At 42.3% G+C, this 12275-nt stretch carries 13 protein-coding genes; 3 read left to right on the forward strand and 10 right to left on the reverse strand.

Going from position 1 to position 12275, the window contains the following annotated elements:
- On the reverse strand, positions 1 to 487 hold a 487-nt coding region (locus GMD1S_RS05255), incomplete at its 3' end, for a LemA family protein (RefSeq protein ID WP_000219837.1).
- Between the two features lie 93 nt (positions 488 to 580).
- Here GMD1S_RS05255 and rsmG point away from each other — a divergent pair.
- Positions 581 to 1294, forward strand: a complete 714-nt coding sequence (gene rsmG, locus GMD1S_RS05260; protein ID WP_000801955.1) for a 16S rRNA (guanine(527)-N(7))-methyltransferase RsmG — start codon at positions 581 to 583, stop codon at positions 1292 to 1294.
- Positions 1295 to 1533: 239 nt separating this feature from the next.
- Positions 1534 to 2817: a uracil-xanthine permease family protein gene (locus tag GMD1S_RS05265; RefSeq protein WP_000808290.1), complete on the forward strand. Its 1284-nt coding sequence runs from the start codon at positions 1534 to 1536 to the stop codon at positions 2815 to 2817.
- A 44-nt stretch (positions 2818 to 2861) separates the two neighbouring features.
- On the opposite strand, the gene GMD1S_RS05270 is transcribed toward GMD1S_RS05265, so the two are convergent.
- From GMD1S_RS05270 to GMD1S_RS05310, 9 genes are all read right to left on the reverse strand, one after another.
- On the reverse strand, positions 2862 to 3770 hold the full coding sequence (locus tag GMD1S_RS05270) for a DMT family transporter (protein WP_000047997.1): 909 nt from the start codon (positions 3768 to 3770) through the stop codon (positions 2862 to 2864).
- An 8-nt stretch (positions 3771 to 3778) separates the two neighbouring features.
- Positions 3779 to 4714 (reverse strand): serine hydrolase domain-containing protein, encoded by a 936-nt coding sequence (locus GMD1S_RS05275; RefSeq protein WP_000870773.1) that lies wholly within the window; start codon positions 4712 to 4714, stop codon positions 3779 to 3781.
- The gene (locus tag GMD1S_RS05280; protein ID WP_001102080.1) at positions 4711 to 5436 is read right to left on the reverse strand and encodes a CppA N-terminal domain-containing protein; all 726 of its coding nucleotides are present in this window, start codon (positions 5434 to 5436) and stop codon (positions 4711 to 4713) included. The genes GMD1S_RS05275 and GMD1S_RS05280 overlap by 4 nt, the downstream gene beginning before the upstream one ends.
- A gap of 109 nt (positions 5437 to 5545) precedes the next feature.
- The gene (gene gla / locus GMD1S_RS05285) at positions 5546 to 6451 is read right to left on the reverse strand and encodes an aquaglyceroporin Gla (protein WP_000348113.1); all 906 of its coding nucleotides are present in this window, start codon (positions 6449 to 6451) and stop codon (positions 5546 to 5548) included.
- A gap of 157 nt (positions 6452 to 6608) precedes the next feature.
- Positions 6609 to 7775 (reverse strand): ATP-grasp domain-containing protein, encoded by a 1167-nt coding sequence (locus GMD1S_RS05290; RefSeq protein ID WP_001108609.1) that lies wholly within the window; start codon positions 7773 to 7775, stop codon positions 6609 to 6611.
- A 12-nt stretch (positions 7776 to 7787) separates the two neighbouring features.
- Positions 7788 to 8528 carry an esterase family protein gene (locus GMD1S_RS05295; RefSeq protein WP_000546821.1) on the reverse strand — a complete coding sequence of 247 codons (741 nt, stop codon included), beginning with the start codon at positions 8526 to 8528 and terminating at the stop codon, positions 7788 to 7790.
- A 20-nt stretch (positions 8529 to 8548) separates the two neighbouring features.
- Positions 8549 to 9373, reverse strand: a complete 825-nt coding sequence (locus GMD1S_RS05300; RefSeq protein ID WP_001016811.1) for an alpha/beta hydrolase — start codon at positions 9371 to 9373, stop codon at positions 8549 to 8551.
- A gap of 137 nt (positions 9374 to 9510) precedes the next feature.
- Complete coding sequence (gene thiI, locus GMD1S_RS05305; protein WP_001200094.1) at positions 9511 to 10725, reverse strand: tRNA uracil 4-sulfurtransferase ThiI; 1215 nt, start codon at positions 10723 to 10725, stop codon at positions 9511 to 9513.
- 8 nt (positions 10726 to 10733) lie between these two features.
- Complete coding sequence (locus GMD1S_RS05310) at positions 10734 to 11876, reverse strand: cysteine desulfurase family protein (protein WP_000638936.1); 1143 nt, start codon at positions 11874 to 11876, stop codon at positions 10734 to 10736.
- 137 nt (positions 11877 to 12013) lie between these two features.
- Between GMD1S_RS05310 and GMD1S_RS05315 the strand changes: the two genes are divergently transcribed.
- Positions 12014 to 12275 (forward strand): DUF6556 family protein (locus GMD1S_RS05315; RefSeq protein ID WP_000073954.1); only part of this gene is annotated, 262 nt, incomplete at its 3' end.

Below are 12275 nucleotides of genomic sequence, written 5' to 3' on the forward strand. Positions count from 1 at the left end.
CTTTAAAGCCAAATAGTCCTGCGATGATGTTGCTTGGGAAACTTTCAAGTTTTACATTGTAGTTGCTGACAACACTGTTGTAGAGTTGGCGTGAATATGAAATTTTATTTTCTGTATTGGTCAACTCTTCTTGCAATTTGATAAAATTAGCACTAGCTTTCAAGTCTGGGTAATTCTCTGCTACTGCAAAGATACCAGAAATCTGGCGGGTAAGGGCATCACTGGCCTTCATAGCTTCAGCTGGTGAAGTTGCTGCGGCTACTTGTCTACGAAGTTCTGTCACTTTTTCCAAGGTAGAACCTTCATATTTCGCATAGCCTTTGACTGTTTCAATCAAGTTTGGGAGGAGATCATTACGACGCTTCAACTGAACATCGATCTGGCTCCAAGCCTCCTTGGTCTGCATACGATTTTTAACCAAACCGTTATAGCTAACAATCACAAAAATAACAATCAGAGCCAAAACTCCAAGAATAATCCAAGTCATAATCTTATTCCTTTCTGCTTTTAGATTACTACCAGTATATCAAAATTTTAACGAATATGGTAAAATAAGATGATACTAGAGAAGGAAACTACTATGAAACCAGAAACATTTTACAGCCTACTAGCTGAGCAAAATCTTCCACTTTCGGACCAGCAAAAGAACCAATTTGAACGGTATTTTGAGCTCTTGGTCGAGTGGAATGAAAAGATTAACCTGACCGCTATTACAGACAAAGAAGAAGTTTATCTCAAACACTTTTATGATTCGATTGCACCCATCCTACAAGGCTTGATTTCAAATGAAACTATCAAACTTCTTGATATCGGAGCAGGGGCAGGATTTCCCAGCCTTCCTATGAAAATCCTCTATCCTCAGTTAGATGTAACCATCATTGATTCGCTAAATAAGCGCATCAACTTCCTCCAACTATTGGCTCAGGAGCTGGATTTGGACGGTGTTCACTTCTACCATGGACGGGCAGAAAACTTTGCCCAAGATAAGAACTTCCGTGCCCAGTTTGATGTGGTGACGGCTCGTGCGGTTGCCCGTATGCAGGTTTTGTCTGAGCTGACCATTCCCTATCTTAAAGTCGGCGGCAAACTATTGGCACTCAAGGCCAGCAATGCTCCTGAGGAATTGCTAGAAGCCAAGAATGCCCTCAACCTCCTCTTCAGCAAGGTCGAAGACAATCTCAGCTACGCCCTACCAAATGGAGATCCGCGCTACATCACTGTCGTCGAAAAGAAAAAGGAAACACCTAACAAGTACCCAAGAAAGGCTGGCATGCCCAACAAACGCCCACTTTAAAGAATTTACAAAATCAACCTCGCTCTCGTATTTCTGGGCTCGGGAAAAATTCGTTTACAAAACGAATTTTTTCTGCTATACTATCCTAAGCAAAGGTTTTTAATGTCATCCTGTGAGGTGACGAAGGCGCAGATTTATATAAATTTTTAAAAGATAACTATTTTTTAAAAAGTCTTACTCTGAGGGCCTATTGCTGCAAAATAATGGGCTCTTTTTTGGTGCCCAAAAGTGAGGTTTTTATGAAACAGGAATCAACTGTTGACTTGTTACTAGACGTTGATCAACGTCCTTCTGTTGGTAAAGGAATTCTTCTAAGCTTCCAGCACGTATTTGCCATGTTTGGTGCAACCATTCTCGTTCCCTTAATTTTGGGAATGCCCGTATCGGTTGCTCTCTTTGCATCCGGTATTGGAACACTTATCTACATGATTTCTACTGGCTTTAAGGTTCCAGTTTATCTAGGTTCTTCATTCGCCTTTATCACAGCTATGTCTCTAGCCATGAAAGAAATGGGAGGCGATGTCTCTGCTGCCCAAACTGGAGTTATCCTGACTGGTTTAGTTTATGTTCTTGTAGCAGCAAGTGTTCGTTTTGCAGGTACAAAATGGATTGATAAACTCTTGCCCCCAATCATTATCGGACCTATGATTATCGTTATCGGTCTTGGTCTTGCTGGTTCTGCTGTAACGAATGCTGGACTCGTAGCAGACGGAAACTGGAAAAACGCCCTTGTAGCCGTTGTTACATTCTTGATTGCCGCCTTTATCAATACAAAAGGAAAAGGTTTCCTTCGTATCATTCCTTTCCTCTTTGCCATCATCGGTGGGTACATCTTCGCTATGATGCTTGGTTTGGTTGACTTTACCCCAGTCCTTCAAGCCAATTGGTTTGAAATTCCTGGTTTCTACTTGCCATTTAGTACAGGTGGAGCCTTTAAAGAGTACAACTTGTACTTCGGTCCTGAAACAATCGCCATCTTGCCAATCGCTATTGTAACCATTTCAGAACACATCGGAGACCACACAGTTTTAAGCCAAATCTGTGGCCGTCAATTCCTGAAAGAACCAGGACTTCACCGTACGCTTCTTGGTGATGGTATCGCGACATCTGTATCAGCCTTCCTCGGTGGACCAGCTAATACGACTTACGGCGAAAATACAGGGGTTATTGGGATGACTCGTATCGCTTCTGTCTCTGTTATCCGTAACGCGGCCTTCATCGCCATTGCTCTTAGCTTCCTAGGGAAATTCACTGCCTTGATTTCAACCATTCCAAATGCTGTGCTTGGTGGCATGTCCATCCTTCTCTACGGAGTTATCGCCAGCAATGGTTTGAAAGTTTTGATTAAGGAACGCGTTGACTTCAGCCAAATGCGTAACCTCATCATCGCCAGTGCCATGTTGGTACTTGGACTTGGTGGAGCTATCCTCAAACTTGGCCCAGTTACACTTTCAGGTACTGCTCTATCAGCCATGACAGGAATTATCTTAAACTTGATCTTGCCACACGAAAATAAAGACTAATCATCTATACACAAAAAATCCACTCGATTGAGTGGATTTTTTAGTTACTTACTCTTTATTTCCAACAGTAAATCTTTCAATGAAATAATGGTCACGGCTAGTAAAATCATAGCCATACCGACAAAATCAATCGCATAAAACTGTTCCTTCATAATCAGAAAGGCAAAGAAAACGGCAGAAATTGGTTCTATGGAAGCTAATAAACTAGACTTAACAGGGCCTATCAGACTAGCTCCCTTTAGGAAAGCTGTATAAGCAAAGACCGTTCCGATGATGATAATCCCAGCAAATGCAAAGAGAAAATCTAGACTAGTCGGTATGCTGGCCTGTAAGACTCCTGTGAAGGGAATAGCCACTACACCAGAAATAACCATCCCGACACCAATCACCAACATGCTTCCCCACTTCTTAATCAAAGCAATAGGGAGGATAATATAGAGGGCATAGGTCAAGGCTGAAAAGAGGCCCCAGAAAAGACCAGCAGGTGTGACCGACAACTGGTCAAGTTCCCCATGCGTTGCAATAAGAAAAGTTCCTCCAATTGCTAAACCAATTGAAATAATCTCTGCCAGAGTCGGCGCCACCTTATCCTTGATGCAGCTATAAATCAAAACCCCGACAGGACAAACATACTGAAGCACCGTCGCCGTTCCTGCATTGGTCTCCTGAATAGCAGACAGATAGGCAAATTGGTTGAGAAAAAGACCAATCAGAGCAAAAATAAGAAGAGACAGCAGACTCTTTCTATCCTTTAAAAAGGCCAGCGTTTTATCCTTTCCAGTAGAATAAGCCAAGACCATGAGTACCCCCCCCCCGGCGATTAAAAGACGCAAGTCGGTCAAGACCAGAGCCGAAATCCCGTGTGCCATCAGGTATTGGCCACTGGTTCCAGACAAGCCCCAAGCAATCCCCGCCACTACTGTATACAGAGTTCCTTTTACGGTTTTTGACATACTTCTTCCTACTCCTCTTGACGAATCATTTCCATCACTTGGTTTCGATCGACTATCCACTGGGCACGCTCATCCTTCTCATACGTTCGATTGGATAAAAAGATAGCCGCCTCCTGCTTCTCTCGATTCCACATAATGAAGGTACCAGTATAGCCCGTATGGTCGAGCCAAGCTCCTTCCAGATTCCATGATAGAGACCGCTCCTTATCATCTAAAGGAGAAAAATTTCGGCTCAATTCTGCTGCAAAATCATCTTTCAAATAATGTTCCAGAAAAATCTGCAAATCCTTAACAGTCGAAAACAAACCAGCACTTCCTGCGTGTTTCCCTAATAGACGGGCTTTGGGATCGTGAATGTTTCCGGCCTCCACCCCTCTCACTGTTGGTACAGCTTGCTCAACAGGACCAAACATCGTTTCCTTCATCCCCCATGGTTCCAAAACTTGTTTTTTTATAATCTGATCCAAGTCTTGGTTAAAGATTTTTTCCAAAAGAAAGCCCAAGAGTAAAAAGTGAACGTCCGAGTATAGGAAGGCTGGCTGATTTCGTCTGTTGAGGTGAAACATGGCTTCTCTTAATTCCTCTGCCCTTAACTTGTCTCGATTGGGAATAAAGGGGTCCAAGTCTGTGGCATGGGTCAGAAGCTGCCGTATAGTGATATCAGGATAATCACACTCCGGTAAAAAATCCGTTACCGGTCGATCAATATCGAATGTGCCCTGCTGCCACAAGAAGGTAAAAACCGTCCCCACTCCCACGACTTTACTCACACTGGCTAGATCATAAACCAAACCACTTTCTGTCTTCAAGTCTCGTTCTGGATCACTCAATCCTAGATAAGACTCTTTCCATTCACCATCCTTATAATATGCAAAAGAGGCCCCGGGATAAATCCCTGCCTCAATTTGATTTTCTATTTTTCTTAGAATTTTTTCCCACTTCATGCTTCTTCAAACCACAATTCAATGTTATTGGTATCTTTACCAAGGAAGAATTTTTCAGACTTAGGGACAAAGTAGCCTGTCTTTTCAAATTTCTGACGAAGACTGGTTAGATCAAAATTCTTGACTAAAAATTTTAACATCGTCAGGTCCCAAGTGACATTGTTTTCAACAGCCAAATCTGGTCCTTGTCCTTTAGTAAAGGTAATTACTGGCGCTACTCCTTCGGGATCAAGTAAACTCTCTGTCCCTTCAGGCAAACGCAACTCCATAGAAACCTCAAATTGGCTCACGTATTTTATACTTGTATTTGAATAAAATTCAGGAACAGTTTCCAGTGGAACCAAATCTCTTATATCATCTTCTGCATGAACAAGGATCACATCCTCTTCAGGAGAAACAATCTCAAAAGCATACCCACGGTTTCCTTTAAATAGGCGAGGAAGAGACTTCATTTGAGAAAGAAGGGCCTCGATTTCAGAAGGATTTTCAACCTTTATCAAGAGTCTAGCTAGCTTCTTAAGTCCTTCAACTCTGCGTGTTCGCATGCTTGGAGCCTCTTCTAAAATCAATCTCTCCGTACCTGTCTGGTCGCCTAATGAAAGAAAGGCAGACTCTTCCAGCAAAGGTTTCATCCCCAGGGTTTCAATGTAAAATCTTTCATTTAATTTTCGATTATTAACTTTTAAAGTCGGAACGATCCGAACAATCTCATTCACATTCATAAATTCCTCCAACTCTTTTATTTTAAAGGATTTTCGAATATTTTACAAGCCATATCTATTTTATTTAGAAATTTTATAACAAAAAACTGGGATACCCCAGTTTCATTTCTTATAGGTAAAGTAGTTTAAATAGTGCTACTGCCGCAATACCCGCTGCAATTGGAGCTACAACTGGAACCCATGCATACCACCATTTTGAATCACCCTTATGTTGACCAAGAACTGATTTTGGAAGGAGTTCGTGAAGAAGACGTGGTCCGAAGTCACGAGCTGGGTTCAAACCAGGTCCAGTAGGTCCACCAAGTGAAGCTACCAAAGCCAGCACTAGGAAACCAAGTGCCAAGTGTGCAATTCCAAGACCTGGTGCCAAAAATGGAGCGGCTTGGTTTTTTGCTTGCTCAAGCGCTGCTGTTACTTGTTCTTGAGGGATTGTTGTTCCTTGCGCTGCAGCTTGAGCTACTTGGTCATTAATTGTCGCCTGAGCTTTCGCCACTAATTCAGCACCAAAGAAGTTTTTAGTCAAACCAAGTGCTGCAAAGAAAAGAACAAATGAACCTACAAACTCATTGAGGAAGCCATTAACAGTAGCTGCAAAACGTGATTCTTTTGTACCGTGGTCGATGCTTGAAATCGTTGAGAAGGTACCCAAGATATTGTTTGGGTTTTCTGTTTTCAAGTAGTAAGGACGGTGAGTCGCTACAACCAAAGCTTGACCGAAGATTGCTCCCAAAACTTGTGCTAGGATGTAAAATGGTACTTGCTCCCAAGAGAAAAGTCCACTAACAGCAAGTCCAAGAGTGAAAGCTGGGTTGATGTGGTTTCCTGATACGTTACCGAACATCAAGGCTGGGATCATAACCCCCATACCATAACCAACCGCGATAACGAGCCAGCCACTTTGGTGACCTTTCGTACCTTTAAGTTCAACGTTAGCAACTGCACCATTACCAAGAATGATCAAAATAGCAGTTCCCAAGAATTCTGTGGCATATTTAATAGCCCATGTAAAATCCATTTGATAGATTCTCCTTAAATTTTTTTAGACAATCCTTATTCTATCAATTTTTAGGCCTTTTAGCAATATCTTTTCTAAAAGAATCTACGGAAAACGCTTTATTTAACTTATCGTTAAGAAAAGGAAAAAAGAAGTCAAACTCCTTTCATCCTTTTCATTAATCTTGACGTTGACCAAAGTCTACAATCATCTGCTCCATCTCTTGACGGCTTGGAGTTGTCAGCATATAAAGGTAGTCCCCTTGTAGCTCTGCAAAGGCTGCTGGCATGATTTTTTTGACCTTGAATTGCTGGCTGTATTTGGCAAGAAGGTCCTCTTCTGAATAAACATAGTTGGCATTGGCACGACGTGATGTAGCTAAACAGTATTGAGGTTCAAACTCTGATGCTGGAAACTCTTCTCCTGCGACAATCGCTGCATAACCTCGGTAGAGATCCAAGGAGTGAGCGAAGTTATAAACATCAATGGTAAAGCCACCTGCAGGACGGTTATTGTACTCAATGGCAATGTAGTCGTCCCCGTCGCGGAAAAACTCGATATGGAAAAAGCGCTCTTTCATACCAAATTCCTTGACTATGGCCTCACCATACTTGCGCAGTTTGGGATCCATATCCTTAAGCACATAGTAGGAATTGTCCATCTTATAAATCATGAGATCAAGTGGAGTATGGGCATAATCAAAAGTCGTTGAAAAGACGATGTTGCCATCCTTGTCCACAAGTCCGTCAAAGGTACAGATTTCGCTAGAAGTGACAAATTTTTCAAAGAAATAAACGGTTGAATGGTCCCATTCTTGCTTGAAGTGATGGATATCGTCTTCTGTCTCAAGCTTAAAGGTTGCTGCTGCTCCCACTCCGTTATCAGGTTTGGCAATCATTGGTAGACCGATTTCTTTCACTGCTTTATCCACATCTGCTTCCGTCTGGATAACAGCTCCAGGTACCACAGGGACACCTGCTTTTTTGAATAGTTTCTTCATCTCAGACTTAAACTTGGTCTTTTTGAGATCCTCCGGTTTGGCACCAAAAACATTGAATTGTTCTCTGAGTATTGCGTCCAGCTCAAGCCAGTATTCATTGTGGGACTCGATACGGTCGATAGGTCCATGCTTGTAGAAAAGAAAGGCTACAGCACGTTTGACTTCGTCTATGTTCTCAAGATTGTCTACACGGAAATACTCAGTTAGGCTATTGCGCAAAGGCTCATCTAGTTGTTCGTAAGGCTCCTGACCAATCCCCAAGACTGTAATGCCTTTATTGGCTAGCTCGATGGTAAACTGTTGGAAGTTTTGCGGATAGTAGGGAGAAATAACAAGGTAATTCATAGGCAACTCCTTTTATAGATACAGGTGTCCAAGAAAATAGGGCATTTGTTTACGCCACCATTCCCAGTCGTGGGCGACATCGTGTCCCCATTCAGCAAACCAGGCTGGAATTTGTTTCTGGTCAAAGGCTTCTTTAAGCTTGTAGAAAGATGGTAGACCGTCTTGTTCCCAGGCACCAAGGCCCGTACAAATGACGATTTCTGCCTGACGGTAACGATCGATAAACCATCCGTCGTTTTGATTCCAGATATAATCTACAGGTGAGTTTTGGTAAATAGCATCATCATTGTAGTAATCGCCAACGAAGAAACGTGCGTCGTAAACACCGCTGAGGGCAATTACCTTGGTAAAGACATCTGGATGCTGGAGAAAGAAATTGAGTGCATGATAGGCCCCCATCGAGCAACCTGTCGTCATCATGCCATCAAACCAACCTGTCTTATGCTTGATAAAAGGAATGGCCTCCTCAATCACGTAACGTTCGTAAGCACGATGCATCTCCGCCTGGTCATGACTATTTTTCCAAGTGGCCAACCAGCTCTCACTGTCAACGCTGGATAGGGTAAAGAACTGAACACGACCTTCCTCGACAAAGGAAGCACAGGCATCAATCATGCCAAAATCATAGTATTCGTTGTGACTGCCACCAGATGAAGCAAAAACCACAACTGGGATTCCTGCATATCCATAACGGTTGAGGTACATTTCACGATTAAGATTGCCACTCCAGTGGCTAAGGTTTTCAATATGCATTGGCTTTCTCCTTTCTTAACTTACCATTTCTCCGCAAAAAATCGGAGACAGTCTGGTAAATTTTCCGACCAAGGTATTTCACTATGGATAGCACCAGACTGAACTTTCAAGACAAGATTATCCAAGTGTATTCCACCTGCAATCAAATCATGATAATAACGAAGCGACGAGTCGATATAGGCTTGCTTGATATTGCCAGCCATTAGGGTCTTGTCCGTATCGTCTGCTTCTTCTGTTCCTACATAGATGAAAATGCGCTGTTCAGGCGTCAATTTCTTACGCTCGATATAGCGGTTAAAGGCTTCTTGGTGAAGCCAATTGGCAGATGAGAAGACACCTAGACAACCAATTCGGTCTTGGTACTCTAGTCCGATAAACTGAGTAATATTGCCTCCTAGTGACGAACCAATCATAGCCGTATGCTGGCGATCAGCTTTGGTACGATAGGTTTCATCGATAAAAGGCTTGACCACTTCCATGACAAACTCGGCATACTCCACACCCTTACCGCCAAACTGTTGACCTGGGATAGGAGATTCTTGGAACTTCCAAGCAGCGTACTCATTCATCCTCCCCAAGCCATCATTGTCAATAGCAACAACAATCATGCGACTGATGTCAGGATTTCGCTTAATAGCTGGAATAATCTTCCAAGAGTGACCGATATAGGACTCCTTGCTGTAAAAGACATTTTGCCCATCATGAAAGTAAACAACAGGGTAAAAACGGTCTGTGTCTTTCTCGTAGTCCTTTGGCAGGAGCACACGCACACGACGCTCCTTTCCTGTATAAGGAACTTTGAGTTTGTGTTCTTTCATTTTTAAGTAAAAGTAGGAATGATTCATTGTCAGAAAACTCTCTATATTCAAAATTTTATCTCATTATACCATAAAAATAGAAAAAAAGTCAGTAATTGTCCATTTTAAGGGATAAATAACTAACTTTTCTCACTTAATATTCTAAATTCTTCTGGTTTTTCTGATTAGAGGAGATTATCAATTAACTCATCGACAGCATCTTTTTCAGCTTGTGGTGTAATCTTCGTGATCATAATCCCTGCCACTGCACGCTCAACCAAACCTTCAACATCCATCCTTTTTTCATACTGCTCAGCATTCTCTATCTTAGGATTAGTCTTAGGACGATCAGGCGCAAAAATAGTACAGCAGTCCTCAAAAGGCTGAATTGAAATTTCAAAGGTATCGATTTCCTGCGCGATGTCAATGATTTCCAACTTGTCCATCGTAACCACGGGACGAATAATTGGAGTGCTAGTCACAGCGTTGATAGTCTGCATGCTTTCCAAAGTTTGGCTCGCTACTTGACCAAGACTTTCCCCATTGATGATAACTAAACCATTTCGTACCTCACGGATACGGTCGGTAATGCGCATCATAAAACGACGGGTCAAGGTCATAAGGTAGGCTTCTGGCGCCTTAGCCTTGATTTCCTCTTGAATCTCAGTGAAAGGCACCTCAATAAACTGGATATTGCCACCAAACTTGGTCAATTTCCGAGTCAAATCGTGGGCTTTCTTGAGGGCACCAGGACTAGTATATGGCGGGCTAGCAAAGTGAACCGCCTCAATATCTACCCCTCGTTTAAGAGCTAGATAACCTGCTACAGGTGAGTCAATCCCTCCTGACAACATGAGCATGCCTTTACCAGAACTTCCCACAGGTAATCCTCCTGCTCCACGAAAGGTTTCATAGGAAAGATAGGCAGCCTCCTCACGAATCTCAACCTGAAGATTAATATCTGGATTTTTCATCTGAGCTTGCACGTTTGGAATAGCCTCGAAAACAGCACCACCAAGAGTTTGATTAAGTTCACGACTATCCAATTCGAAGTTGTGGTCGCTACGCTTACTAGTGATTTTAAAGGTCATCCCTTCCTTATAGATTTCCTTCATAATCTCTTGGACAGCTGATTTAAGGACTTCTACAGACTTTTCAACTTTATAAACGGGAGAAAAGTTTTGGATCCCAAAGACTTGTTTGAGAGATTCTGCTACTGCTGTATAATCAGCTCCATTCAGGTAAGCGTGGGCACGGTCGCGGTCTGCGGTTACCTTAACTTGAGGATAGATGGACAAAACGTCCGAAATATTATTACGAAGTTTATTGATGAAACGCATACGATTTTTGTGTTTGGTTGACAATTCTCCGTAACGAATCATAATTTCTGAATACTGCATAAATGCTCCTATCTTACTTTTCTAGTTTGATTGTAAATTAATTTTAACTTGGTCAAAAACTGCTCGACCTGACTCATGTCATTTTCCAGGTCTAGGCTTAGACGCACAGCTGACTGGGCCTTATCCTTGTCCACTCCCATGGCAATCAAGGTCCCAGCAGGTTTTCCAACCTTGGACGAACAAGCAGAGGTTGTGGAAATGAAAATGTCATAGTCTTCAAATGCATGAACGATGACTTCACCACGAACACCCTTAATCCCAAAAGTCAGGATATGAGGGGCAAAGTCTTCCTCATCTGAAAAGACAAAAATATCTGGATAATCCAGAAGGGCTTGACGAATGACTGCCTTCATCTGGCTTGTCTTAGCAGTAAATAAGTCTAGCTTTTCCATAGCCAAACGGAGAGCCTTGGCTGTTGCTGCGATCCCTGCCACATTTTCAGTTGTCGAACGATAGTCTCGCTCCTGACCACCACCAGTTAACAGAGGCGTAATCTTCTTACCAGACTTGATATAGACAAATCCAACACCTCTGACACCATGAAACTTATGACTCGAAAAGGCTGCGAAATCCACTCGATCTGTCAGATAGTTTTCAGTCGGAATCTTAGCGAGTGCCTGAACCGCATCAACGTAGAAAGAAATAGTTGGCTTGTCTGCCAAGAGTTTTGAAACAGCTTCAATGGGCTGGATTGAGCCGATTTCATTGTTAACTGCCATGATGGAAACGAGGATCGTATCAGGTCGTATCAAATTCGCTAGAGCCTCAACATCCACAAATCCTCTGCTATCAACTGGGGCAATATCCACCTCAAAACCTTGACTTTTCAGCCAAAGGGCTGATTCCTTGACTGCTGGATGTTCAATAGCTGATACGATGATGTGCTTGCCAAACTGGGCTTTTTCAAAGGCCACCCCCTTGATGACCCAGTTATCTCCTTCTGTTCCACCAGAGGTAAAGAAGATTTCATCACTTTTCTTGCCAATCAAATCTGCAATTTGCTGCCGGGAAGCATCTAAAATTCGTGTTGCCTGATCTCCCAAACGATGGAGACTAGATGGATTTCCTACAATTTTTGAAGCGACCTGCATGTAAGTTTCAAGTGCTTCAGGATAAGGCTTGGTTGTCGCCGAATTATCAAAGTAGATCATGTTTTCTCACGCTTTCTAAAATCACTCCTTCTATTGTATCACGAAAAGAGACCTGCGACAAGAAAGGGAGGTTTCTCTTTTTTTAAGATTTTTTTAAAGAAATGAGGTATAATAAATCATAATCAAAGGAGAGTATCATGTCTAACTATCGTAGAACTTCTAATAAATCAAAAACAGAACACATCAAAAAGGGATTTACTGTCTTTCAAAAAACGATTGCTACCATCGGTAGTATCCTTGGTCTCATCACCGCTACTATCACCATCATGAACGCCATGGACAATAACAAAAACAACAAAAAAGAACCGACGACAACTCAAACAACTGTTGTCAAGGAAATTCAAAAGGAAGCCCCTCAGGAAAATACTACTCCTAACAGGGACAACACTTCTACTAAAG

Source organism: Streptococcus sp. GMD1S, assembly GCF_000296875.1.
Classification (GTDB): domain Bacteria; phylum Bacillota; class Bacilli; order Lactobacillales; family Streptococcaceae; genus Streptococcus.